Here is a 23,320-nt window from a genome sequence, read left to right as displayed (position 1 = left end):
GGACTGATCGGTAACCGCCCGTCAGGTTGTCGGACTCGTCACATGAACGCAAGGCCGGTAGGGGCGGTTCAGCCCTGTTGTGGCGTTATGGCGGCGACAGATGTGACGGATGAGTCATCGAAACGTGGCCGGTGCGTGGTGGGTTCCGGCGGGGAAGCGCGGAGCCGTTCACGAATGTTGCCGAAGTGGTCACGCACGGCCTCTTCCGCGCGCCGCATGTCACCGGAGCGGACCGCCGCCAGGATCTCCGCGTGCTGCCGCCAGGTCTCCACCGGATCGGCGCGCGGCTCGGCCAGGTCCGTGCGCACGCGGTGGAACGCGTCCCAGAACGCGTCCAGCACCTCGCTCAGCAGCGCGTTGCCGAGCCCCGCGTAGAGCGCCGAGTGGAAGGCGCGGTCCGTCTCGGCGCGCACAGCGCCCGCGCGCGCCTCCTCGCGCATCCGTGCGACGAGCGCCTCCAAGGCGGCCAGCCGCTCCTCGCCCGCGCCGGACGCGCCCCCGTACTCGGCGACCAGCCGGGCCATCAGCCCCGTCTCCACCGCCTCGCGCAGCTCCAGCAGTTGCAGCAGGCTGCTCTCACCGCGGTAGTGTCCTGCGACGGTACGGAAGGAGAGCTGTTCGGTCATCGGCGCCATGGACATCGCGCCGACGTACGTGCCGAAACCGTGCCGGATCTCCACGATGCCCATCGCCTGGAGCGCCTTGAGCGCCTCGCGCACGGAGTTGCGGCTCACATCGAGCCGCTCCATCAGCTCCGACTCCGTCGGCATCGCCGCGCCCGGCGGCATCCGCTCCTCGATGATCAGCCTCTTGATCCGCTCCTGGATCCGGCCGAGCCTTCCCCCGCTGCGCATCTTCCGGCCTCCTTCACCCGCCTGGTGAGAGCCTACGCGGGCGGCGTCAGCCTACGCGGGGTGCGGCGGACGAGGGTGCGGCGAAGGTCACCTGGCGAGGCCCTTCCGGTCCGTTCGCCGCGAACTCCAGCAGGCGCTCTCCCTCCTCGGCCAGCGCCTGCTCCGCCTCGTTGGCCAACCGCTCGAACGGCGTCAGGGTCAGGCGCGCAGGACCGCGCCCCGTGTCCGCCTTCCACGTGCCGCGCACCCGGCCGTCCACCAAAAAGGTGCCGGGTACCTGCCCGTTGCGGGTGGCCAGCGCGCGGCGCACCGGCTCGTCCATCAGGCGGGAGCGGTCGGCGTGCGAGAGGATGAGATTGTCGTACTCGGCCAGGAAGCGCACGGGTACGGGCAGTTCGGCGTGCGGGCGCGGCGCCTCGGGCAGGTCGAACAGCTCGCGTCCCGCCTCGTCGGCGAAGACCCGCAGCTGCGGGCGCAGCCGCTCCACCACCTCGCCCAGCCGGGTGAGCCCCGACCAGGTCTGGGCGTCCCGCACCGAGGCGGGGCCGAAGGCGCCCAGATAGCGCAGCACCATCGTCTCCACGCACGGTTCGGCCGGCACAGGGCGGCCCAGCCAGGACTCCACCGTTTCCAGCAGCGGCTGCCCCGAGCGCCCCCACAGCCCGCGCGGAGGCACCTGCACGAGCGGCAGCAGGCAGCGGGCCGCCATCGACAGCGCCCGCGCCTCCACGCCGGGCCACCGCTCCCGCAGGCGTTCGCCCAGCGCGCTGCCGGTCATCGGCCCCTCGGCGAGCAGGTCGCGGGCGGCCTGCGCCACCTGCCACACGTCCGTCTCGCCCAGCGCTTTGGCGTAGTTGGTGCGCAGGACTCGTTCCGTCACGACCCTGGTCAGGGCGCGCATCTGGAGGGCGTCGCGGGCGCTGACGAGGTGGATGGTGCCGCGCATCACGGTCATCCTGACCGCGTCGCGGTCCGTCAGCAGGCGCGCCAGCTCGCCGGGGTCGAACCCCGCCAGCCTGCTCCACAGTGCGAAGTACGGCGGCATCGGCGCCTGGGCCTGGAGACCCACCAGGTGTTCGAGGGCGTCCAGGACGGGCATCCGGGCGCGCTCGATGAGGAACTGGCGGGCGAGCAGGGCGCGGCTGAGCGCCGGGCGCGTCAGGACTGCGGGCATGGCAGGAGTCTCGCCCATGGCCGGGGACTTCGCCATGCGCCGGCGCCACACGGCGCGCCCGGGGAGCCAACAGGCGGTAAGGAAGCGGGTGATGCGGTATGGATGGGAAATCACTCGCAGTGATACCGAAAACGGAAGCCTCCAAGGAAACGGGTCCATGCACAACGCCACTTCCGGCGCCGGAGCCCGCGGCGCGTTCACTCCCGGCACGCTCGCGCTCGTCGTCGGTGTGTTCCTCGTCCAACTGGGCTTCCTGCTCTCCTACATCGGGTCCTTCCACCACCCGGACCCGCAGGGCATCCCGGTCGCCGTCGTGGCGCCGCAGCAGGCCGCCGACCGGCTCGACGGCCTGCCGGGGCACCCCCTGGAGCCCACGGTCGTCGAGGACGAGCAGGCGGCGCGGGAGCGCATCGAGCAGCGGGACGCCGAGGGTGCCTTCGTCATGGATCAGCGCGGCGGCCAGGACACCCTGCTGATCGCCTCCGCCGCGGGCGGCCCGCAGGCCCAGGCGCTGCGTCGCGTCGGGGAGAAGGTGGCCGCCGGAGGGGACCGGCGGCTGAAGGTCGTCGACATCGCACCTTCGGGTGACCGCGACTACGAGAGCCTGACCGCCTTCTATCTGATCGTCGGCTGGCTGGTGGGCGGCTACCTGCTGGCCTCGCTGCTGGGCGTGGTCGCCGGCACCCGTCCGGCCCGGCCGGGTGCCGGCGCGCTGCGGCTCGCGGGGGTGGCCGTCTACTCCGTGCTGTCCGGGCTCGGGGGTGCGATCATCGTCGACCCCGTGTTGCACGCGCTGCCGCACCACTTCGTGGCGCTGTGGTGGCTGGGGGCGCTGCTGGTCTTCGCCACGGCGGCCTGCACGATGGCGCTGGAGGCCTTCTGCGGGATCGTCGGTATCGGCCTCGCCGTGCTCATCTTCGTCGTCCTGGGCAATCCCAGCGCGGGCGGCGCCTTCCAGAAGCACCTCGTGCCCGCGTTCTGGCGGGCCATCGGCGACTGGATCCCCACCGGCGCCGGCACCACGGCCGTGCGCAACATCGTCTACTTCTCGGGGAACGCCCTGGGCACCCCGCTGCTGGTGCTGGCCGTCTGGGCGCTGGCGGGCACGGTACTGCTGCTGGCGGGGTCCGTGCGCCGCCGGGAGCCGGGGCTGACACTGCCGATCTGACACCGGCCCAAGGCCCGTTCCGACCGTGCGTGACGCGGCGGTCGCGCAGCGCGGCGGCCCGCCGTCGTGGTCACGGGCACCCCCGTGAAGGGGGTAGTATTTCTGTCGTCGGCCGGGAACGGCCGACAGGCGCCGTTAGCTCAGTTGGTTAGAGCAGCTGACTCTTAATCAGCGGGTCCGGGGTTCGAGTCCCTGACGGCGCACCTCACAGACTGTGGCCCCCTTGAGCACCAAGGGGGCCACAGTCTTTCGCGTGCGGGCGAGCAGGTGCGGCGTGGGATGCGAGCCGGGCGGCTTTCCGGCAGGTGAGGCGCTTGCGTCGGGTGGCAGGAGCCGTGCCTCACAGCGCCAGGGACAGCATCACCGGGGCGGCCCGCTCGCTCAGCACCTCGGCCGCCCTGCGGAGTCGGTGCGCTTCGGTGACGGGCAGTGACAGCGCCAGACAGCTCACCGCGGAGCCCGCCGTCACGGGAACCGCCGCGCAGACGGTGCCCACCGCGTACTCCTGGAGGTCGAGGACCGGCACCGTCGGCGGCTGCCTGTCCAGGCTGTCCAGCAGCCGGCGCTTGTCGGTGATCGTCCGGGAGGTGAGCCGGGGCGTCCTGTGGCGGGCCAGGTGGTCGGCGCGCCGGTCGTGGTCGAGCTGGCTGAGCAGGCACTTGCCGAGCGCGGTCGCGTGCGCGGCCGAGCGGAAGTCCACCCACTGGTTGACCGCGGGTGTCGTGGGCCCGTCGGCGACCTGGGCGCTCTCCAGCTCGCCGTCCTGGTACCGGCCGAAGTAGACGGCCGCGCCCACCGTGTCCCGCAGCTCGTCCAGCGTGCTCTGCAGGCGCTCGCGCAGGGCCCTGGCGCGCTCCACCCCCGAGCCGAGCAGCACCAGCGCCTCGCCGACGACGTAGCTGCCGTCCTCCAGCCGGGACAGATAGCCCTCGCGGCACAGCATGCGCAGCAGGTGGCCCAGGCGTACGTGGGGCAGCTCGGCCTCCCGCGAGAGCGTCTCCTCGCACACCCCGTCCCGGTGCCGGGCGGCCGACTCCAGCACCCGGAGTGCGTAGCGCACCGAGCCGAAGGGCGTGACCGGCTCCCGCTCCGGCTCCTCGGAGGGGTCTGAGGACGGTCGGAGTAGCGCCACGGTGTCCCCCTGGGGTTGTGGACCGTCCGCACCGTCTCCGGTCCGTGGGGCACGGCGGTACGGCAGTACGGCTGTACGTCCAACGGTAGCGGTCAACCCCGTCGGAGGACGGGGGTGTTGCTGCTATCGGCATATGCCAGAAGGCTGGATGCGCCCCTGAATGCGCCCCCCTGTGCGCCCCTCGGCGCACAGGGGGAGAGCGACAGCCGACCCGTGCCGATCACAGGACGGCGCTGAGGAACTCCCTGGTCCGCTCGTGCTCCGGGTCGCTGAAGATCTTCTCCGGCGACCCGGACTCGATGACCCGGCCCGCGTCGAACATCAACACGTCGTCGGAGATGTCCCGCGCGAAGTTCATCTCGTGCGTGACGCAGAGCATGGTGATGTCCGTGGAGTGCGCGATGTCCCGCAGCACGTCCAGCACACCGGCCACCAGCTCCGGGTCGAGCGCCGAGGTGACCTCGTCCAGCAGGAGCACCTGCGGCCGCATCGCCAGCGCCCGCGCGATCGCCACCCGCTGCTGCTGACCGCCGGACAGCTGGGTGGGGTACTTGTCGAGGTGCTCGGTCAGACCCACCATCTCCAGCAGCTCACGCGCCCGCTGCTCGGCCTCGTCCTTGCCCATGCCCAGCACGTGCACCGGCGCCTCGGTGATGTTGCGCAGCACCTTCATGTTGGGGAAGAGGTTGAACTGCTGGAAGACCATGCCGATCTTCTTGCGCACCTCGCGGGAGTGCTTCTCCCCCGCGGGCACCAGCTTGCCGTTCCGCTCCTCGTGCGACAGGTACTCGCCCGCCACCTTGATGGTGCCCTCCTCGGGCTTCACCAGGGTCATCAGCAGCCGCAGGATCGTCGTCTTGCCGGAACCCGACGGGCCGATGAGCGTGACGTGCTTGCCGGACGCCACGTCGAAGCAGAGGTTGTCCAGCACCACGTTGCTGCCGTAGCGCTTGGTGACGTTGTCGAATCTGATCAGCTCGCTGCCGTCGACGGCCGGGTTCGAGGCCTCGTTCGCAGCGGTGCTCGGGGTTTTCTCAACGGACAAGACGACGCTCCAGGGCTCGCGTAAGCAGGGATGCCGGGTAGGCGATGACGATGAAGGCGATGCCGATGACCGTGATCGGCTCGGTCGGCTGGAAGCTGGTCGCGGTGAACTGCCGCGCCTGGCCGAGCATCTCCAGCGCACCGATCGCCGCGATCTGCGGCGAGTCCTTCAGCATCGCGATGACGTAGTTGCCCAGCGCGGGCACCACGCGGCGGATCGCCTGAGGCAGGATGACGGCGCTCCACGTGCGGCCGCGCGGCATGCTCAGCGCCGTGCACGCCTCCCACTGCCCCTCGGGCACACCGTCGATGCCGGCGCGGTACACCTCGGCCGTGTACGTCGAGTAGTGCAGGCCGAGCCCGATGATGCCGGTGGTCAGCGCCGAGAGGGTGACGCTCCACTCGGGCAGCACGTAGAAGAGGAAGAACAGCTGCACCAGCAGCGGGGTGTTGCGGATGAACTCGGTGACGGCCGTCACCGGCCAGCGCACCGCCTTCAGCGGCGAACGCTGCGCCATGGCCCACACCAGGCCGAGCGCGAAAGCGATCAGGGAGCCGAGCACCAGCGCTTCCAGCGTGACGAGCACGCCGTCCCAAAAGCGCGGCATGAAGTCACCGACAGCGGACCAGTCCCACTGCATCAGGCCGCACCTCCCTGGCTGGAGCGGGACACCGCGGTCGCCTGCTCGATGTCCGGCTTTCGCATGCCTTCGCTCTTCGTCGGAGCCTGGCCGATGCCCGCCTTCGCCTTCCGCTCCACCGCGCGCATCACACGCGTCAGCAAGAACGCCAGGATGAAGTACATGACCAGGATGATCGTGTAGACCGGAGCGCTCTCACCGAGCGCGTTGCGCACCAGCGAAGCCCCGAAGGTGATGTCGCCGACGCCCAGTACGGACACCAGCGCGGTGCCCTTGAGCAGCTCGATCAGCAGGTTGTTGGCGGGCGGGATCATCTCCGGCCACGCCTGCGGCAGCGAGATCTTCATCAGCCGCTGCCAGGGCGAGAAGCTGAGCGCGATGCCCGCCTCCTGCTGGGCGGGCGCGACGGCGGCCAGCGCCCCGCGCACGATCTCCGACCCGTACGCGCCGTAACTCAGGCCGAGCGCGAGCACCGCGGCCCACATCGGCACCAGCTGCCAGCCGAAGGCGACCGGCAGCACGAAGAACATCCAGAACATCAGGACCAGGGCCGACGTGCCCCGGAATATCTCCATGTACAGGCCGGAGACGAACCGGACGATCCACAGCCTGTTCGTCCTGGCCACACCCACCACGAAGGCGACGAAAGCGGCCAGCGCGGCGCTGAAGACCGTCAGCTGGACGGTCACCCACACGCCCTGGAGGAGCAGCTCCCACAAACCCGAGGTCAGGTCCGTCATGCGCAGCGCTCCTTCGCGGTCATCGTGGTCATCTCCTGCTTCACGAAGCCGAACGGCTTCATGATGCGGAAGAGTTCGCCGCTCTCCTTCATCTTGTGCAGCTCACGGTTGAAGGCGTCGCGCAGCGTCGTCTCGTTCTGCCGGAAGGCGAACGCGCCGGTACCCAGGTCCGGCTTGCCGTCCAGCTTCGGCGTGAACGCCTCGGTGTACTCGGCCTTGCGGCTCTTGGTCTGCCTGACCACGTTGCGGACGGTCACCGCCGTCCCCGCGAAGACGTCCGCGCGGCCCTGCTCGACGGCCAGCAGCCCGGCCAACTGGTCCGGCAGCAGGAGCATCTCCGACTCCTTGAGTCCCGCCTCCTCCGCGTAGGCGATCTCGGCGTAGCCGGTGCCGGTCGCCATCTTGGCGCCGGCCTTCGCGATGTCCTCGTAGCTGTTGAGGTTCTTCGGGTTGCCCTTGCGCACGATGAACGCGTCCCGCATCTCGTACTCGGGATCCGCGAACAGCACCTGCTCGCACCGCGTGGGCGTGATGTACATGCCGGCCGCGACCACGTCGAACTGCTGCGAGTTGAGCCCCGGGATCAGCGAGTTGAACTCGGTCGGGAACGGCTGGACCTTCGCGACGCCCAACCGCTCGAAGATGATCCGCGCGATCGCGGGCGAGGTCCCCGTCAGTTTGCCGTGCTTGTCGATGTAGCTGTAGGGCTGTTCACCGGCGAGGCCCAGCTTCACCGTGCCCTGGGCCTTCAGCCGTTCCAGCAGATCCCCCCCGTTCTTGGCGTCCGCACTGGACACCCGACTGCATGCGGTTGTCGCCCCGAGCGCACTCACCGCACCCAAGGACGCCGCTCCTGCGAGCAGCGACCGACGGCTCAAACGTCTCCCGGCACGAGTGGTGTTGTTCCTCTGTGGTGGAGCCATGGGCGCGCGGCTACCCAACCGGGATGAAGATATGCGGATCATTTCCAGCCTGTGATGGGGTCGCGACATGCCCGATGTCTGGGCCACCATTGACCCGTCATTGCGCAACACGCTCACCTGGTGCGGAGGCACGATGCCTGATCGCTTCATCGAAGTGTCGTTGGACAAGCGGGGAGTCAGCTGCACGGCAAAGCTGCTCGACGACCGCGCACCGATCACCTGCGCCGCCGTGTGGGACGCGCTGCCGCTCGGCGGCGACGTCTACCACGCGAAGTACGCGCGCAACGAGATCTACGCGCTCATCCCCCCGTTCGCTCCGCAGGAGCCGCCGCTGGAGAATCCCACCATCACGCCCATCCCGGGCGACCTGTGCTATTTCACGTTCACGGACACCCAGTTGTCGACCTCGTCCTACGGCTACGAGGCCGCGGCCGAGCAGCGCGGGAACGAGGCCGCGCACGCGGGACGCAACACCGTCATCGACCTCGCACTGTTCTATGAGCGCAACAATCTGCTGATCAACGGCGATGCGGGGTGGGTGCCCGGCATCGTGTGGGGGCAGATCGTGGAAGGCCTCGATGAGATGGCCGAGGCCTGTCAGGACCTATGGCGCGCGGGGGCCCTCGGCGAAAGCCTAAACTTCCGCCGAGCCTGACCTTCCCTAGGGCTCCGCCCCATGTCCCCCGTGGGGCGGGCCCCCAGACCTCCCCCTTTCCCGTGGGGCCAGCCCACCCCCGAAGGGCTGCTCTCTATCCGGGGGGCTCCGCCCCCCAGACCCCCGGCCCCTCGCCGGGGAGGCTTTGGGGCGGCTCCGCCCCCCAAATGCCCCCCGCTACGGGGGCTCCGCCCCCCTAGGAACCCCCGCCAAGGGGCTCCGCCCCCTGGACCCCCACACCAGAGAGCACCGCAGAACGCATGCGCTGAGCCGTCTCACTCAAGAGGGAACTGGCTCTCCCCCAGGGGGCTCCTAGGGGGGACGGAGTCCCCCGTAGCGGGGGGCCGTTGGGGGGCGGAGCCGCCCCAACGCCCGGCCGGCGAGGCCACGGGGGTCTGGGGGCGGAGCCCCCGACCACGGCCGAGGGCACCTCAGCGGAAGAAGGGGAAGACCATGGAGGGGGCCAGGGGCGCAGCCCCGGGGAGGTCACAAGGCGGAGGGGACCTCCGAGGCGATGCCGCTCTCGAACAGAGCGTGCGCAGCACCCAGCACGAGAGCATCCGCGTGCCGAGCCCCAACAAGCTGCACTCCCACAGGCAACCCCTCCCGATCCGCACCGCACGGCACCGACGCCGCAGGTTGCTGCGTCATGTTGAACGGGTAGGAGAACGGCGTCCATTCCGTCCACCGCCGCATCCCGGAGCCCTCCGGCACCTCGACGCCCGCCGCGAAGGCGGTCAGCGGCATGGTGGGCGTCACCAGCAGGTCGTACCGCTCGTGGAAGGCGCCCATGCGTGCGCCGAGCGCCATGCGCTCGTCGACGGCGGCCAGGTAGTCGAGCGCGCTGCGCGCCGCGCCGTCCTCGCAGATCTCCCGCAGGCCCGGATCCAGCCCCGCCCGCTGATCTTGGCTGAAATGTTGCGTCACGCGGGCGGCGCCGCTGAACCACAGGGTGTGGAAGGACTCGATGGGGTCGGCGAAGGAGGGGTCGGTCTCCTCCACGACCGCGCCGAGTTCCTCGAGCAGCGCCACGGCCCCGCGCACGGCGGACGCGACGTCGGGGGCCACCCGGACGCGGCCGCCGAAGTCGGGCGAGTAGGCGACGCGCAGGCCTCGTACGCCCTCGGCGCCGGCCGCGAGGGCGCCGCGGAAGCTGTGGGGCGCAGGGCCCAGGTGGGACCAGTCGCGCGGGTCCGGGGCGCTGATGATGTCCATCAGTAGCGCGGCGTCTTCGGCGTCCCGCGTCATGGGGCCGACGTGCGCGAGGGTGCCGAAGGCGCTCGCCGGGTAGATCGGCACCCGCCCGTAGGTGGGTTTCAGCGCGAAGATGCCGCAGAAGGAGGCGGGGATGCGGACGGATCCGCCGCCGTCCGTGCCGAGCGAGAGCGGCCCGGCGCCGGCCGCCACGGCGGCCGCGCTGCCTCCGCTGGAGCCGCCTGCCGTGCGGTCGGGCGCGTGCGGGTTGCCGGTCGCTCCGTGGCGGGGGCTGTCGGTGACGCCCTTCCAGCCGAACTCGGGGGTCGTCGTCTTGCCGAGGAAGACGGCGCCGTTCTCGCGCAGCCGGGCGACCGAGGGCGAGTCCTCGTCCCAGGGCCCTTCGCCGGACACGGCCTGTGACCCCTTCCAGGTGGGGCCGCCCCGCTGGAGCAGGATGTCCTTGACGGTCACCGGCACCCCGTCGACGGGGCCCAGCGGCTCGCCGCGGCGCCACCGGTCCGTCGACTCCTCGGCCTGGCGCAGCGCGGCCTCCTGGTCGATGCGGACGAAGGCGTTGACCCGCTCCTGCGTTTCCGCCGCGCTCTCCAGCGCCGCCCGGGTGACCTCGACGGGGGAGAAGTCCCCCGTTTCGTAGCCCGCCGCGAGCTGGGTCGCGGTCAGGGCGGTGAGATCGGACATGACGAAACCTCCCGAGTGACCGGGCGGCCCCCGACGGGCCGCCCGAACCGAGGGGCCCCGCCTGGCGGGGCCCCGACAACGCCGATGCCGGGCCCCGCCGGGCCCGTGGAGGGGTCCTGGCGGGGCGCCCGCAGGGGCTCAGGGCTGCGGTGCTGCCGGTCCGGCAGGCGCAGCGGCGGCCGCGGGGGCCGTGGGGACGTAGCCGAGGCGCTTGTCGACGACGTTGTGCAGCGGTTGGCCCTGCTCCCAGCGGTCGTAGTTGTCCAGGAACTGTTCGGCCAGGTCGTCGCGCCAGCCGAGGGTGTCGCCGCACATGTGGGGGGAGATGAGGAGCCCGGGGACGTCCCACAGCCTGCTGTCGGCGGGGAGGGGTTCCTCCGCGAACACGTCCAGGGCCGCTCCGCTGATCCGGTGCTCCAGGAGGGCGTCGACCAGGTCGTCCTCGACGACGTGCTGACCCCTGCCGACGTTCACGAAGTGCGCTTCTGGCTTCATGCGCGCAAACATCGCGGCGTCGAACATGCCCGCGGACTCCGGGGTCAGTGGTGCCACGCACACGACCCAGTCGGAGTCGGCCACGAGGTGGGGGAGGGAGGCGGTGGCGTGGACGCGCCCGAATTCGGGGTCGGTGTCCCGTGCGGTCCGGCCGACGAGGTCTACTTTGACACCGAGTGCCAGGAGTGCGCGGCCGATTTCCCGGCCGATCGGCCCCGAACCGACGACCGTCGCGCGACTTCCGCCGACGCGGAATGTCTCCCGGTGCCGCCAACGCCTCTGTCGTTGCAATTCCCAAGTGCCACGGAAATCCTTGGCCATGGCTAGTACGAGGCCCAGGACGTATTCGGCAATCGGCCGGTCGAAGACGCCTCTGGCATTCGTGATGACGGTGTCGCGCGCGTCGGCCAGTTCCGGAAGCAACCGGTCCACTCCGGCGCTGGGGGTGTGTACCCAGCGTGGCCGCGGGCCGTCGCCCGGCCACGCGTGGCGGACCGCGTCGGACAGGAAGTCCCAGACCAACAGGACGTCGGCGGCGGGAAGTTGCTCGGCGAGCGTCTTCTCGTCGGCGTGGACGACACGTGCGCGCCCCGCCAGTCGGTCGAGGCGCGGCAGCGGCTCGGCATCGAGGACAAGAACGCAGGTTTCGGACATAGGCAGGAAACCGTTTCGAAACGCAGGGATGGTTGGCTGAAGGTGTGAGCCGACGAGGGACGGGAACCAGCCTCTGATGGCGGGATTGACCACGGTAGGGAGCGGAAACTACCTTCGTCAACAAAGACATCTGCCCCGGCGTCCCGGCTTCTGACCGGCTTTGCAGTTCTTGTGGTTCCTTGACTTCCCTTGACTCAGGGGCCTTCTGGCCATGAGCCATTCCCCTCCGTTCTTTTGGGGCCCAAAAATGGACGTCTCCTTCCTCGGCGGACCGCTGCCGCAGCGCGGCGTGGGAATCGTCGCTCCCTTCGACTTCGCACTGGACCGCGAACTCTGGCGCTGGGTGCCGGACGACGTGTCCCTGCATCTGACCCGCACTCCGTTCGTCCCCGTCGAGGTCAGCCTGGACCTCGCTCGCCTGGTCAGCGAGCACGAGACACTCCGTGAGGCGGTACGGGCGCTCAGCGCCGTGGCCCCCGAAGTGGTGGCCTACGCCTGTACGTCCGGGAGTTTCGTGGGGGGCACGGCCGGTGAGCGGGCCATGACCTCGGCCATGGCCGACGCCGGCGAGATCCCCTCGCTCACCACCTCGGGCGCCCTGCTGGAGGCGCTGCGGGAGATCGACGCCCGGCGGATCGCCCTGGTCACCCCCTACACCAAGTCGGTGACCGACTCGCTGGAGGACTACCTGGACGAGGCCGGCATCGGCATCAGCGGCCGCTGCTACCTGGGCCTGACCCGGCACATCTGGCGGGTGCCGTACCGGGACGTGGTCGACATGGCGCGGGAGGCGGTGGTGGACGCACCGGACGCGCTGTTCATTTCCTGCACCAACCTGCCCACGTACGACGTGATCCCGCAGCTGGAGGCGGAGCTGCGGATGCCGGTCCTGTCCGCCAACCAGGTCACCATGTGGGCGGCGCTGCGCGCCGTCGGCAAGGAGGCGGTCGGTCCCTACCAGGCGCTGCTCGACCCGGTCGCCCGGCGCGGCCCCGCCGCCATGACGTCCTCGATCGCCACCCAGCCGTTCGCGCACGAGACGGACGGCCTGGTGGAGCCGGAGGAGGCGCCGGTGGAGCACGAGCCGGAGGCGGCGCTCGCGGGCGCCGGCACCGAACCGGCCGAGCCCCTGGAGGGGCCCGCCGACCTCGGGTACGGCCAGCCCCTTCACCCGGACGAGTGGGGCGGCGGCGCCCAGCCTCCGGCCTGACCGGATGCGGGCCTCACGGGGCCCGTGGTCCGACGAGACCCGGGCCCGGACGAGACCCGGGCCCGGACGAGACCCGGGCCCGGACGAGACCCGGGCCCGACAGTGCCCGGGGAGTCACCCCCAGCACCCACACCACAGCGGCGACAGCTGCGAGCTCTCACAGGAGGCGTAGATGGCACAGGCGGCATCGGCCCCGGCGGTCGGATTCCTCTACCCCGGCTATTCGGCCGAGGACGACTATCCGAGGCTGGAGCGGATCCTCGCCGAGGCGGGCACCGAGGTGCGGCTGCCGCTGGTGCACACCGACATCGGCGAGGACGCGCACCGGGTGGACGCCCTGCTGGAGATGGGCTCGGCCGCCCGGCTCGCCGCGAAGGTGCAGGAGGCCAAGGGGCACGGCATCCAGGCGGTGGTGTGGGCGTGCACCAGCGCGAGCTTCGTCTTCGGCTGGGACGGCGCGCACGAGCAGGTGCGGGAGCTGGGGGAGACGGCGTCGCTGCCGGCCTCCAGCACCTCCTTCGCCTTCGCCCACGCCGTCCGCGATCTCGCCCTCGAACGGGTCAGTATCGCGGCGACCTACCCGGAGGACGTGGCCGACCTGTTCCGGGGCTTCCTGCGGGCGGCCGGCGCGGAGGTCGTGGCCATGCGCGGCAGCGGCATCATCACCGCGGCCGAGGTGGGCACCTGGGGCGAGGAGGAGGTGCTGGCCCTGGCCAGGGGCGGCGACCATCCGGAGGCCGAGGCGGTGCTGCTGCCGGACACCGCCCTGCACACGGCGGCCTACATCCCGGCGCTGGAGGCCGAGCTGGGCAAGCCCGTGCTGACGGCCAACCAGGTGACGGCCAAGGAGGGCCTGCGCCTGCTGGACGTCAAGGCGCGCTGCCCGGCACTGGGCGCCCTCTTCGCCTGACCGACGGTGCCCTGAGGGGTGCCCCCGTCCGCCAGGGCCGCCGGTCCTGGCGGGCGGGCCGGGAAGAGAGCCGCCTGTCGGCGTGTTGTACCGGTGCGTGAGTCGCACACCTGTACCCCGTGCGGGCGGGTGGGACCACGTTTCCGTACGCGCGAGGAAGGCGAGCCACCGTGAGCCGGTCAGGCGAGGACGCACAGGGCAGTGGGCACCGGGGAGCCGGGATCCGGGGTGAGGCGCGGGGTTCGGCCCCCGTGCCCCTCTCCGTTCTCGACCTGGTCAACGTGGGTGAGGGCTACACGGCGAGCGACGCGCTGGCGGCCTCGACCCGGCAGGCGGCGCTGGCCGACGCCCGCGGCTTCACCCGCTACTGGATCGCCGAGCACCACTCGATGCCGGGCGTGGCCAGCTCCTCGCCTGCCGTCATCCTGGCCCACCTGGCCTCGCACACGAGCCGCGTGCGCCTGGGCTCCGGCGGGGTGATGCTGCCCAACCACGCGCCGCTGGTCATCGCCGAGCAGTTCGGCACGCTGGAGGCGCTGGCCCCGGGCCGGATCGACCTGGGTCTGGGCCGTGCGCCGGGCACCGACGGGGCCACAGCCGCCGCGCTGCGCCGCACCGAGCGGCTGCGTGAGGGCGCCGAGGACTTTCCGCAGCAGCTCGCCGAGCTGATCCGCTTCCTGGACGACGACTTCCCCGGGGGGCACCGCTACGCCCGCATCCACGCCGTACCCGGGCCCGTGCAGGCCCAGGGCGCCGAGGCGCGCGCGTCCGCGCACCGGCCGCCGGTCTGGCTGCTGGGCTCCTCCGGGTTCAGCGCGCAGCTGGCCGGGCAGCTCGGGCTGCCGTTCGCGTTCGCGCACCACTTCTCGGCCGCCAACACGCTGCCGGCGCTGGACCTGTACCGCGAGACCTTCCGGCCCTCCGCCGTGCTGGACGAGCCGTACGCGCTGATCGGTGCGGCGGCGCTGGCGGCCGACGACGAGAAGGAGGCCTACCGCCAGGTGCTGACGGGGGCGCTGTCGATGGTGCGGCTGCGCACCGGGCGCCCCGGTCTGATCCCCACCCCCGAGGAGGCGGAGGCTCACCCGTTCAGCCCCGTGGAGCGGGACTTCGTCGACAGCTGGCTGGGCAACGTCACCTACGGCACGGCCGACGCCGTGCGCGAGGGGCTGGACGCGCTGGTGAAGCGGACCGGCGCCGACGAGCTGATGCTCACCGCGAACGCGCACGCGCCCGAGGCGCGGGTCCGCTCCCTGGAGCTGATCGCCGACGCCTACGCGCTGCCCGCCGCCTGAGCCGACCACGCCAGCAGCTCGGCGATCCGGTCGGCCTCCATCGGCTTGGCGTAGTGCCAGCCCTGGCCGGTGTCGCAGCCGATCCTGCGCAGCCGCTCGGCCTGCGCGGGACCCTCCACGCACTCGGCGGTGACGGTCAGGCCCAGCTTGTGCGCCAGCTGCACCAGGGCCGTCACGATCGTCTCGTCCGCCGGGTTCTGGTGCCGGGCGGTGCGGAAGCCGCGGACGAACATGCCGTCCAGCTTGAGGGCGCGCACCGGCAGGCGGCTGAGGTAGGCCAGGTTGGAGTAGCCGGTACCGAAGTCGTCGATGGCGATGTGGACGCCCATCTCCGAGAGCGCCTGGAGCGCCTGGAGAGGGCGTCCGGCCGAGCCCATCACCGCCGACTCGGTCAGCTCCAGCTGGAGCAGGTGAGCGGGCAGCCCGGTCTCCTGGAGGATCTCGGCGACGTCCCGTACCAGGTCCGAGTCCCACACCTGGCGCACCGCCACGTTGACGCTCACGTACGGCGGCGGCCCGGGGTGGTCGAGCATCCAGCGCCGTGCCTGGCGGCAGGACTCCTGGAGCACCCACCGGCCGAGCGGCACGATGGCGCCGTTCTCCTCGGCCAGCCCGATGAAGCGGTCGGGGCCCAGCATGCCGAACCGCGGGTGCCGCCAGCGCACGAGGGCCTCGACGCCGCGCAGCACGTCGTCGCAGAAGCCGACGATGGGCTGGTACTCCAGCACGAACTCGCCGCGTTCCACGGCGCGGCGCAGCGTGGAGGAGAGGGCCTGGCGGGTCATGCGGTGCGCGTTGCGCTCGGGGTCGAAGAGGGTCCAGCGCGCCTTGCCGTCGGCCTTGGCCCAGTACAGCGTGGTGTCGGCCGCCTGCATCAGTTCGGTCGGGGTGGTGCCGGCCGTCTCGCGTTCGACGACGCCGATGCTGGCGGAGACCGCGAGGCGCTGTCCGGCCAGGTCGAAGGGGCGCTGGAGCGCGGCGAGCACCGACTGGGCGAGCGCGGTCACCTGCTCGGTCCCGGTGGACGACTCGACGAGCAGCGCGAACTCGTCACCGCCGAGCCGTGCCACCAGGTGTCCGCCGTCGTCGCCGCCGCGGGACTCGGCGCACTGGGTGAGCCGCTGCGCCACCGCGTCCAGCAGGCTGTCCCCCACCCGGTGCCCGAGGGTGTCGTTGACGGCCTTGAAGCCGTCCAGGTCGAGGTAGCACAGGCCGGTTCTGCCGGTCGCCGAGTCGGCCAGTGCTCCGGCCAGCCGTTCGAAGAAGAGGGTGCGGTTGGGCAGCCTGGTGACCGGGTCGTGCATCTGGAGGTGGCGCAGCCGCTCCTGCAGGTCGCGGCGCTCGCTGATGTCCGCGATCGAGAGCAGGGCCTCGCCGCCGTGCACGGTGGGCGTCACGGTGATCTCCGCCCAGAGGGTGTGGCCGTCGGCGTGCTTGAGCCTGCGCGTGCACGACATGCGGTCGGCGCGCCCCTGGAGCGCCTCGTGGTAGGCGCCGCGCACCCGCCCGTCCAGGCCGAGGCCCGCCAGCTCGGCGAGGGGGCGCCCGGTCAGCCGCTGCGGGTCGGCGCCGAGCAGGGTGCCCAGCGCGCGGTTGGCCGTCAGTACGCGGCCGTGCGGGTCGACGATGGCCATCGGCAGCTGCGCCGCGTGGAAGGCGGCCCGGAAGTCGCTCTCGCTGTGCCCGTGGTGTGCGCGCCGTCGCCAGCGCTTGTGGCTACTTTCCGTGATGGTCTGGGGTTGCGTTACGAGGGCTTCGCCGGAGTCTTTTCCCGGTCCTTCGAGGGGTCCGTTCACCGATCGCTCCGCGGGGGGCTCGTCTCGTGCGGATCGGTCGGCCGGCTGCCCGTAGGCCGCCCAGGGGAGGATCCGCGCTGGAAATGTGCCGATCATAGAGGTTGGTGCAAGAGCGGAGCCAGTGTCTCCGCTGCCGTTGCCGGTCACGGGAGCGGCCGGGGAGGGGTGTGCGCGCGAGGCTGACCGTTTCGGCGCCAGTGCTGCCAGTCCCCTGACCGCTCACGACCGATCGTTACGAAGAGTAGTCATACTGCGGTTGACTCGACTGGACTACCGAAACAGGGCAGAGCCGGACATACGACGGGAGGGTGGGGAGGGTCCGCCGTTCCTTTTCCGGTGAGGTCTCCACGTGGCGCCTGCGTCGGTACCCGGGGGTGTTGACAGCTCGGCCCGCGGCCGTCCGGTACGCGGGCCCGGACGGCTGGGTCCCGGCACGCGGCACCGGGTGGGAGCGATCGTCATGGCGCTGACCGCCTTCATGGGGGTGGGGCTCTTCGCCGGGCCCGTGCGATCCGTTGCGGCGGGCATGCCGTGCGCTCTGCCGCGCACCGAAGCGCACCACTCGTTGGGGTTGGACACCTGGAACGCCTCCTATCCGCGCCCCGAAGGGACGCTCGATGCCGCCCTTCTCTTTCTCTCTTTCCCCGATGCGACCCCTATGGCCACCCCTCGAGAGCTTGTGAACGACCATTTCCCGGCCACATCCGACTTCTTCTCGCGGGCGAGTTACGGAAAATTCCGGTTGCGGCCGCGTCCGGTGAACCGGTGGATCGAGATGCCCAAGCCGGCCTCGTTCTACGGCATCCAGCGCGACTGGGACGCTGACCTGCGTCTTTCCTATCTGCACGACGCTGTGGGGGCCGTCGATCCACACGTCGACCTGGCCCGCTACGACGTCGTCTACCTCATCGCCGACCCCGACGCCCCCGGTGTGGACTCCGATGCGACAAAAGTGGTCAATCTCGATGAGCCGATCACCGCAGACGGAACCGAGCTGAACCGTCTCGTCACGGTGTTCGAACAGAGTCCGCCCGACCGCCACGTCCTCGCCCACGAGACCGGTCACCTCTTCGACCTGCCCGACCTCTACCAGCGCCCCGCCGACGGCAAGGCCGACTGGGACACCCGCGTCGGGGACTGGGACCTGATGGGCAGCCAGTTCGGACTGGCGCCCGAGCCCTTCGGCTGGCACAAGTGGAAGCTCGGCTGGCTGGAACGAGCCAATGTCAGATGCGTCCCCGTCACCGGCGGGGCACCTCCGCAGGCCCGCTACACCCTGCGGGCGCTGGCGGCACCCTCCCGGCGCGCCAAGGGGCCCGACGGCGTCCGGCTCGTCGTCCTGCGCACCGGCGAGAACCGCGCCCTGGCCATGGAGGTCCGCGAACGCACCGGCAACGACAGCGACACCTGTACCCAGGGCCTGCTCCTCTACCGGGTCCGCAGCGACACCCCCTCCACGCACGGCCCGATCGAGGTGGTCGACGGACACCCCGGCACCTCCGCCTGCCGCCAGACCTCCGTGCACAGCACACTCGCCGACGCCACCCTGGGGGTGGGGGAGAGCTGGTCGGACCCCGGCGAGGCCGTCCGCGTCGAGGTCACCGGGCGCACGGCGGACGGCGACTGGGAGATCCGCGTCGTCCGCGGCTGAGCGCGGCCCGTAACGGGTGCCGGGTCCGCGCGCACGACGAAGGCCCCCCGCCTGCGCGGAGGGCCTTCGGCTGTCTGTGCGCCGCCAGGGACTCGAACCCCGGACCCGCTGATTAAGAGTCAGCTGCTCTAACCAACTGAGCTAGCGGCGCCTGCTGACGTCGTAGACCTTAACACCCCGATCCGGTGAACCGGAAATCGATAATTCCGGCGGAACCCTCCCCACCTGCACCGTCGCGCCCGGCGGTGCACGCGGCCCGGACCGGCGGCTCAGCCCTGCGGCGGCGGCTGCGTGCCGGGCACCCGGTTCCTGAGCAGGTCGTGGCCGAACTCGATCATCTTGCGCGCGTACTCCTCGGTCCACCCGCCGCGGTCCGCGATGGCGGCGTCGGGCAGCTTGTCGAACCGCTGCGGGTCGGCGAGCTGCGCCGCGGCCGAGGCCTGGTACTCCTGGGCGCGGTCGGCGGCCGCCCGGAACGCGTGCACCAGCTCCGTCGAGCGGTCCAGCAGCTCCGTGGGGTCGGTCAGCGACTCCAGGCCGAAGAAGTGCTCGTCGTCAGGGGCCGCATCGGCCGGCTCGAACAGCAGGGGCGCGGGGCGGCGGTACTGCGGGCCGCCGCCGCTCCCCCCGGCGGAGGAGCGCGAAGGGTCCGGAGCCGAGTGCGGCTCAGACATGTACATACCTCCAAGGTCGTGGGCCGCCCCCCATTGTGCGCCCGGCACCCCCGCCCCCGCACGGGTCCAGGACAAGCCGCCCCGACCCGGCAGCGAGGCCCCGGGCCCGGGACGTCCCGGGGCCCGGGGACATCAGGCGAGCGGGACCCGGTGCTCGGCCAGCTGGGAGAGCACCGCCTGGTGGGCCTCCCAGCCGTCCGGCGCCCAGGAGGCGGGGCCCAGCTGGACCGGCTCGGTCGCCGGATGGTCGTCCAGCAGCTCGGCGACGCCCGCGCGGCACACCACCACGCACGCGTGCCGGTGCCGGGAGGCCAGCACACACAGCCGCCCGGTCTCCAGGTGGAACTCGGTCGCGTCCGGCCGCCCCGACAGCGGGTGCAGGACGACCGTGACGTCGAACTCGCGGCCCTGCAACCGGTTGGCCGTATCCACGGTGACCCGGGCGGCGCGCCCGTCACCCTCGGCCGACGCGTACCCGGCCAGGGCCGCGCGGACCGCCGCCGCCTGGTCGCGGTGTGCCGTGCCCACGGCGATCCGCTCGGGGCCCAGGACCGCGCCGCCGCCGTCGCTCCCGTCCCGCTCACCGTGCGTACGCCCCTCCCGCTCCAGCATCCGGTGCACCAGGCGGGCCACCGCCGCCACGGCCTCCGGGTCGGTGCGGGGTGTGCGCGCCGCGGGCAGCTCCAGGAGACCCCAGCCCGCGTCCGCCGCCTCGTCCAGCACCGCGTCCCAGGGCGATCCGTCCGCGGGCGCGCCGAAGGCGAGCCTGCGGTCACCGGGCCCCGTACCGCTGCGGAACGGCGTGTACGGGTAGAACGCCTCGGAGACCAGCGCGGCCGCCGAGTGCGGCAGCCGCCAGGAGACCGGCAGCCGGTGCTGGGGCAGCCCGGGATTGTGCGCCAGCAGGGTGCCCACGGCGCTCGCCGACGGGTCGTGCGCCTGGCCCGCCCACTGCTCGGCACCCACCTGGCTGAAGGGGTCCAGCTGCCCGGGGTCCCCCACGAACAGGGCCCGCTCGAAGAGCCCGGCCACGGCCAGCAGCGCGTCCGAGCGCATCTGGTACGCCTCGTCCACGATGGCGTGCCGCCACCGCTCCTCGCTGCTCACCCACGCCCACTTCGCCGCCGTGGAGACGACCACGTCCAGCCCGGCGAGGTCGGCGGGTTTCGCGGAGGTGCGCACCGAGGGATGGCGGTCCAGCACCGGGTCGTACGGCTTCGGCTCGCTGCTGTGCAGCCGTCCGACCGGCAGTTCGGCATCGGCCGTCGCCAGCCGGTCGACCAGGTCGTCCACCTGCGCGTTCGTCTGCGCGATGACCATGAGCGGGTGTCCTGCGGCGGCCAGCTCGCGCGCCGCGCGCACCACGAGGGTCGACTTGCCGGCGCCGGGTGGCGAGTTCACCACCACGCCACGGTGCGCGCCGTCCACGGCCGCGGCCAGGATCGCCTCGGTGGCCGCCGCGGCGGCCTGAGCCGGGGACGCGGCGGCCCCGGGCTGCTCCACGAGCGTCGTCACAGCACATCCTCCGAGGTCACCGGGTCGGGCCGCTCCGCGCCCCGCTCACCGGGCGGGCCGCCGTGGGTCCAGGGGGTCTCCTCGGGCTCCGGCAGCCCGGGCCCGCCGCGCGGCGCGTGCTCGAACAGCGTCCAGCACACCAGATCGCCCTTGCGCGGCACGGTGCCCGGCGCGGGCTCCTTCGCCCGCCCCATCCCGTTCACCAGCCGCAGCACCAGCTCGCCCGGCCCCGCCATCTCCACCAGCTCGGCCCGCTGCTGCCCGCCCTCGGGCAGCCTGCGGTGCAGCTTGTCCCCGTCGCTCAGCAGGGGCGCGTCCTGGGTGTGCACCGTCACCAGGGGGCGGGGCGAGGGACGCTTGCCTTCCGAGTAGGCCATCTCCACCTCCAGCACCTCCGCCGAGAACGCCTCGCCCGCCAGCCGCCGTACGGCCATCACCAGCGGATCGTCCAGCGCCTCCTGCGCCTCCAGCTCGGCCTGGCGCTGCTCGCGCATGGCCAGCTTGCGGGCGGCGGTGACCGCGTCGTCCTTGCGCGGCTGGGGCGGCTCGGCGGCCCGCAGCCGGTCCCTGTGGTGGGTGTAGGACTGCCGGTCGCGCCGCCACCTGTCGGGCACGTGCGCGGCCTCGGGCAGCGTGCGCAGCATCCCGACGCCCTCCCACACGGCCTCCCAGGTGGGGCGCAGCTGCGTCGCCACCAGCTCGTGCACCTCCTCCTCTGCACCGGGCACGCCCCGGTCGTAGCGGGTGAGCGCCGGAGCCAGCAGCTCGTTGTCGAACGCCGGGTCGGTGGCGGGCCCGGCGGGCGGCACCAGCAGCTGGCCCCGCCCGTCACGGCCCAGCTCCGCGCGGAGCGCCGCCTCGGCCCCGCTCGCCCCGTCAGGCGGCGCCAGCCACGCCAGCAGCGCCCCCAGGTGCTGGTCCTCCAACTGGCTCTGGCCCGTCGCCCAGTGCCGGGTCAGCAGCCCCGTCACAGGCAGCAGCAGCGAGGAGCCCGGCACCCTGGCGCGCTCGCCGTAGTGGCTCAGCCAGCGGCCCAGCAGCGGCAGCCGGGGCGGTGCCGGGTGCGCGGACTCCGGGTCCTCCTCGGCGGTCCGCCGGAACCGCGTCGAGCGCCCCAGCAGCCGCACGAAGTCCACACCGGGACCGGTGGGCACCAGCAGCTGCGGCGCGTCGGTGCACAGCTCGGCCTCGACCGTGACCCGCTTGCCCGACTCGGGATCGGTCTCCTTGCGCTCGACGAGCTCCACCTCGTCCTGGCACGACTCCAGGTGCGGCAGCACCGCCTCGGCCAGCCGGTCCAGGAACACGAACCGCAGCTCGCGGTCGCGCGGCTGAGCGACGGTGAGGATTGTCGGTGTCGAGCGCTCGGTCCCCAGCATGACGCCCAGCGGTGCGCCGTTCTCACCGGCCGTCGTCAGCGGGACGAGGACGAGCGGGCGCTCGGCAAGATGCCGGTGGCGGACGGTCGCCACCGGCCGGGCCCGCCCGCAGGCGACGGCCTCCATGCGCGCCAGCGCGTTCAGCAGCGACATCAGCCCACCTCCGCGTCCCGCACGGCGGGAGCCTGAGACGACTCCCGCGCGGGCCCGTGCTCCGCCGCGTCCTGGAGCGCCTGGGCGCGCAGCGCCGCGGCCCTGCGCAGCAGGGCGGCGGCCGGGTCCTGTGCGGCGGCGCTGCCCGGGTCTCCCGAGGCGGCGGCCAGGACGTCGGGCACCGTGGCCAGGCCGCCCAGCTCGCCCCGCACCGAGCGGCCCAGCGCGACCACCGAGCCCGCGGCGCGCGCCCGCTGGCGGCAGTGGAAGGCCAGCTCGCACGTCGAGAGGCATTCCGGTGCGTACGTCGCGGGAACCGACTCCACCGCGGCGGCCAGCTCCTCGGGCTCCTGGGTCGGCGCGAAGTGGACGCCCTCGGGCAGCTCGGCGGCGATCTTCTCCAGCCGGGTCAGCCGCCGCAGCTGGCGCCGGGTCGCGGCGATCTGCTTGCGCAGCGGGAGCAGCCCGGCCGCGGGCAGGTTGGAGAAGTCCTTCGGACACACCAGCAGGGCGCTCTCCCGCACCGCCCGTGGCTGCCCCTCCAGCGCCAGCGCGTACACCGCCGCCTGGCGCGCGGCGGCGCCCGCCTTCACCGTGTCGGCCGCGCCGTCCAGGATCGGGAACGACTTGATCTCGATGATGCTGAGGGAGCCGTCCGGATGGACGGCCAGCGCGTCCGGCTCCAGGTAGGCGGTCGAGCCCGCCACCCGCAGGGACAGCCAGGGATGGTCGAGCAGGCCCCAGCTGCCTTCCGGCACCTCGGCCAGCGCCAGCCTGGTGCGCTCTGCGCGCCCCGCGGGGCCGTCGGCGGTCACGTCGGGCACGACGACCTGCTCGGGCTCCGGGCGGGCCTCGCCCACCTGCTCGCACAACAGCGCGAGCAGCACCTGCCCGCCGTCCGCCTTCACCCGCGCCTCGAACGCGTTGCCGCGCACCAGCGCGAACTGGGACTGGCCGAAGGGCGCGGGGGAGCCCAGCGCCTGCGCCACCGCTCCCTTGTCGACCCCCGCGCCGTCCAGCAGCGCCCGGCGGCGGCAGCCCGGATTCGCGGCGAGGGCGGCCAGCGCCCGCGCGTCGAGGTGCTTGTGCGGCACGTCGGGACCGCCGCGCAACGCGGCGAGCCGCCGCGGGGAGGCACCCGCCGGTGCCGGGGCCTGCGGCGCGCCCGGTGCGGACGGCTCGGGCGTGCCGGACGCGCCGGACGGCTCGGGCGTGCCGGACGGCGGGGTCTGCTTCGGTAGCGAAGAGGGTGTCATCGGCTGTGGCCTCGGGGGAGGGTGCGGTACCCGGCGAAGTCTCCCACCCGCCGCCGACAACGCACCCCGCACCCACCGGACAGGACCGATCCGCCCCTTTGCCTC

20 protein-coding genes and 2 tRNA genes are annotated in these 23,320 nt (G+C 72.5%); 7 read left to right on the top strand and 15 right to left on the bottom strand.

Features of this window, described 5'->3' with window-relative positions; genetic code table 11:
• Positions 1-68 precede the first annotated feature (68 nt).
• Positions 69-854 (bottom strand): FadR/GntR family transcriptional regulator, encoded by a 786-nt coding sequence (locus tag MMF93_RS12225; protein ID WP_274709448.1) that lies wholly within the window; start codon positions 852-854, stop codon positions 69-71.
• A gap of 46 nt (positions 855-900) precedes the next feature.
• A complete protein-coding gene (locus MMF93_RS12220) occupies positions 901-2,028 on the bottom strand; it encodes a winged helix DNA-binding domain-containing protein (RefSeq protein WP_242751345.1) in 1,128 nt (375 codons plus the stop codon).
• 157 nt (positions 2,029-2,185) lie between these two features.
• On the opposite strand from MMF93_RS12220, the gene MMF93_RS12215 reads away from it, so the two are divergent.
• Together MMF93_RS12215 and MMF93_RS12210 are read left to right on the top strand one after the other, a co-directional pair.
• The gene (locus MMF93_RS12215) at positions 2,186-3,196 is read left to right on the top strand and encodes an ABC-2 transporter permease (RefSeq protein ID WP_242751344.1); all 1,011 of its coding nucleotides are present in this window, start codon (positions 2,186-2,188) and stop codon (positions 3,194-3,196) included.
• Between the two features lie 129 nt (positions 3,197-3,325).
• Positions 3,326-3,399 (top strand) — tRNA-Lys (locus MMF93_RS12210).
• Positions 3,400-3,536: 137 nt separating this feature from the next.
• Here the strand turns inward: MMF93_RS12210 and MMF93_RS12205 are convergent.
• The 5 genes from MMF93_RS12205 to ehuB all read right to left on the bottom strand — a co-directional run bounded on the left by MMF93_RS12205 (position 3,537) and on the right by ehuB (position 7,676).
• Positions 3,537-4,328, bottom strand: a complete 792-nt coding sequence (locus MMF93_RS12205; RefSeq protein WP_242751343.1) for an IclR family transcriptional regulator — start codon at positions 4,326-4,328, stop codon at positions 3,537-3,539.
• A gap of 220 nt (positions 4,329-4,548) precedes the next feature.
• Positions 4,549-5,373 carry an ectoine/hydroxyectoine ABC transporter ATP-binding protein EhuA gene (gene ehuA, locus MMF93_RS12200; RefSeq protein ID WP_242751342.1) on the bottom strand — a complete coding sequence of 275 codons (825 nt, stop codon included), beginning with the start codon at positions 5,371-5,373 and terminating at the stop codon, positions 4,549-4,551.
• Positions 5,363-6,013 (bottom strand): ectoine/hydroxyectoine ABC transporter permease subunit EhuD, encoded by a 651-nt coding sequence (gene ehuD / locus MMF93_RS12195; protein ID WP_114024495.1) that lies wholly within the window; start codon positions 6,011-6,013, stop codon positions 5,363-5,365. The genes ehuA and ehuD overlap by 11 nt, the downstream gene beginning before the upstream one ends.
• On the bottom strand, positions 6,013-6,753 hold the full coding sequence (gene ehuC / locus MMF93_RS12190) for an ectoine/hydroxyectoine ABC transporter permease subunit EhuC (RefSeq protein WP_242751341.1): 741 nt from the start codon (positions 6,751-6,753) through the stop codon (positions 6,013-6,015). The genes ehuD and ehuC overlap by 1 nt, the downstream gene beginning before the upstream one ends.
• Entirely contained in the window at positions 6,750-7,676 is a 927-nt protein-coding gene (gene ehuB / locus MMF93_RS12185; RefSeq protein WP_242751340.1) for an ectoine/hydroxyectoine ABC transporter substrate-binding protein EhuB, read from the bottom strand. Before ehuB ends, ehuC begins: the two co-directional genes overlap by 4 nt.
• 133 nt (positions 7,677-7,809) lie before the next feature.
• Here ehuB and MMF93_RS12180 point away from each other — a divergent pair, with 133 nt between their 5' ends.
• On the top strand, positions 7,810-8,331 hold the full coding sequence (locus tag MMF93_RS12180; protein ID WP_242757501.1) for a DUF3830 family protein: 522 nt from the start codon (positions 7,810-7,812) through the stop codon (positions 8,329-8,331).
• A 486-nt stretch (positions 8,332-8,817) separates the two neighbouring features.
• On the opposite strand, the gene MMF93_RS12175 is transcribed toward MMF93_RS12180, so the two are convergent.
• Together MMF93_RS12175 and MMF93_RS12170 are read right to left on the bottom strand one after the other, a co-directional pair.
• Positions 8,818-10,227 carry an amidase gene (locus tag MMF93_RS12175; protein ID WP_242751339.1) on the bottom strand — a complete coding sequence of 470 codons (1,410 nt, stop codon included), beginning with the start codon at positions 10,225-10,227 and terminating at the stop codon, positions 8,818-8,820.
• A 138-nt stretch (positions 10,228-10,365) separates the two neighbouring features.
• Positions 10,366-11,376, bottom strand: coding sequence for a D-2-hydroxyacid dehydrogenase (locus MMF93_RS12170; protein WP_242751338.1), 1,011 nt, complete (start codon positions 11,374-11,376; stop codon positions 10,366-10,368).
• A 247-nt stretch (positions 11,377-11,623) separates the two neighbouring features.
• Here MMF93_RS12170 and MMF93_RS12165 point away from each other — a divergent pair, with 247 nt between their 5' ends.
• The 3 genes from MMF93_RS12165 (at position 11,624) to MMF93_RS12155 (ending at position 14,791) form a co-directional block, all read left to right on the top strand.
• Complete coding sequence (locus MMF93_RS12165; RefSeq protein ID WP_114024500.1) at positions 11,624-12,586, top strand: maleate cis-trans isomerase family protein; 963 nt, start codon at positions 11,624-11,626, stop codon at positions 12,584-12,586.
• A 172-nt stretch (positions 12,587-12,758) separates the two neighbouring features.
• Positions 12,759-13,496, top strand: a complete 738-nt coding sequence (locus MMF93_RS12160) for a maleate cis-trans isomerase family protein (RefSeq protein WP_242751337.1) — start codon at positions 12,759-12,761, stop codon at positions 13,494-13,496.
• A gap of 170 nt (positions 13,497-13,666) precedes the next feature.
• A complete protein-coding gene (locus MMF93_RS12155; RefSeq protein ID WP_242751336.1) occupies positions 13,667-14,791 on the top strand; it encodes an LLM class flavin-dependent oxidoreductase in 1,125 nt (374 codons plus the stop codon).
• Here MMF93_RS12155 and MMF93_RS12150 read toward each other — a convergent pair.
• Positions 14,770-16,587 carry a putative bifunctional diguanylate cyclase/phosphodiesterase gene (locus MMF93_RS12150; RefSeq protein ID WP_423835406.1) on the bottom strand — a complete coding sequence of 606 codons (1,818 nt, stop codon included), beginning with the start codon at positions 16,585-16,587 and terminating at the stop codon, positions 14,770-14,772. The genes MMF93_RS12155 and MMF93_RS12150 overlap by 22 nt on opposite strands.
• Positions 16,588-17,047: 460 nt before the next feature.
• Between MMF93_RS12150 and MMF93_RS12145 the strand changes: the two genes are divergently transcribed.
• Positions 17,048-18,238, top strand: coding sequence for a M6 family metalloprotease domain-containing protein (locus MMF93_RS12145; protein WP_423835405.1), 1,191 nt, complete (start codon positions 17,048-17,050; stop codon positions 18,236-18,238).
• 77 nt (positions 18,239-18,315) lie between these two features.
• On the opposite strand, the gene MMF93_RS12140 is transcribed toward MMF93_RS12145, so the two are convergent.
• The 5 genes from MMF93_RS12140 to MMF93_RS12120 all read right to left on the bottom strand — a co-directional run bounded on the left by MMF93_RS12140 (position 18,316) and on the right by MMF93_RS12120 (position 23,215).
• Positions 18,316-18,389 (bottom strand) — tRNA-Lys (locus MMF93_RS12140).
• A gap of 118 nt (positions 18,390-18,507) precedes the next feature.
• Positions 18,508-18,912: a hypothetical protein gene (locus MMF93_RS12135; protein WP_242751335.1), complete on the bottom strand. Its 405-nt coding sequence runs from the start codon at positions 18,910-18,912 to the stop codon at positions 18,508-18,510.
• 132 nt (positions 18,913-19,044) lie between these two features.
• A complete protein-coding gene (locus MMF93_RS12130) occupies positions 19,045-20,427 on the bottom strand; it encodes an AAA domain-containing protein (RefSeq protein ID WP_242751334.1) in 1,383 nt (460 codons plus the stop codon).
• The gene (locus tag MMF93_RS12125) at positions 20,424-21,959 is read right to left on the bottom strand and encodes a hypothetical protein (RefSeq protein ID WP_242751333.1); all 1,536 of its coding nucleotides are present in this window, start codon (positions 21,957-21,959) and stop codon (positions 20,424-20,426) included. Before MMF93_RS12125 ends, MMF93_RS12130 begins: the two co-directional genes overlap by 4 nt.
• Positions 21,959-23,215 carry a hypothetical protein gene (locus tag MMF93_RS12120; RefSeq protein WP_242751332.1) on the bottom strand — a complete coding sequence of 419 codons (1,257 nt, stop codon included), beginning with the start codon at positions 23,213-23,215 and terminating at the stop codon, positions 21,959-21,961. The genes MMF93_RS12125 and MMF93_RS12120 overlap by 1 nt, the downstream gene beginning before the upstream one ends.
• Positions 23,216-23,320: the final 105 nt, after the last annotated feature.

The sequence above is a fragment of the Streptomyces tubbatahanensis genome, assembly GCF_022699385.1.
GTDB lineage: Bacteria > Actinomycetota > Actinomycetes > Streptomycetales > Streptomycetaceae > Streptomyces > Streptomyces diacarni.
Note: the sequence above shows the minus strand (reverse complement) of the source record. Positions and strands in the feature narration are given on the sequence as shown.

Bases quoted from the DNA above. Each gene is read 5' to 3' on its own strand.
- ehuB (WP_242751340.1), bottom strand. From the start codon at position 7,676: ATGGCTCCACCACAGAGGAACAACACCACTCGTGCCGGGAGACGTTTG.
- MMF93_RS12125 (WP_242751333.1), bottom strand. From the start codon at position 21,959: ATGTCGCTGCTGAACGCGCTGGCGCGCATGGAGGCCGTCGCCTGCGGG.
- MMF93_RS12145 (WP_423835405.1), top strand. From the start codon at position 17,048: ATGGCGCTGACCGCCTTCATGGGGGTGGGGCTCTTCGCCGGGCCCGTG.
- MMF93_RS12175 (WP_242751339.1), bottom strand. From the start codon at position 10,227: ATGTCCGATCTCACCGCCCTGACCGCGACCCAGCTCGCGGCGGGCTAC.
- MMF93_RS12215 (WP_242751344.1), top strand. From the start codon at position 2,186: ATGCACAACGCCACTTCCGGCGCCGGAGCCCGCGGCGCGTTCACTCCC.
- ehuC (WP_242751341.1), bottom strand. From the start codon at position 6,753: ATGACGGACCTGACCTCGGGTTTGTGGGAGCTGCTCCTCCAGGGCGTG.
- MMF93_RS12170 (WP_242751338.1), bottom strand. From the start codon at position 11,376: ATGTCCGAAACCTGCGTTCTTGTCCTCGATGCCGAGCCGCTGCCGCGC.
- ehuD (WP_114024495.1), bottom strand. From the start codon at position 6,013: ATGCAGTGGGACTGGTCCGCTGTCGGTGACTTCATGCCGCGCTTTTGG.
- MMF93_RS12135 (WP_242751335.1), bottom strand. From the start codon at position 18,912: ATGTCTGAGCCGCACTCGGCTCCGGACCCTTCGCGCTCCTCCGCCGGG.
- MMF93_RS12180 (WP_242757501.1), top strand. From the start codon at position 7,810: ATGCCTGATCGCTTCATCGAAGTGTCGTTGGACAAGCGGGGAGTCAGC.
- MMF93_RS12220 (WP_242751345.1), bottom strand. From the start codon at position 2,028: ATGCCCGCAGTCCTGACGCGCCCGGCGCTCAGCCGCGCCCTGCTCGCC.
- MMF93_RS12160 (WP_242751337.1), top strand. From the start codon at position 12,759: ATGGCACAGGCGGCATCGGCCCCGGCGGTCGGATTCCTCTACCCCGGC.
- MMF93_RS12165 (WP_114024500.1), top strand. From the start codon at position 11,624: ATGGACGTCTCCTTCCTCGGCGGACCGCTGCCGCAGCGCGGCGTGGGA.
- MMF93_RS12120 (WP_242751332.1), bottom strand. From the start codon at position 23,215: ATGACACCCTCTTCGCTACCGAAGCAGACCCCGCCGTCCGGCACGCCC.
- MMF93_RS12225 (WP_274709448.1), bottom strand. From the start codon at position 854: ATGCGCAGCGGGGGAAGGCTCGGCCGGATCCAGGAGCGGATCAAGAGG.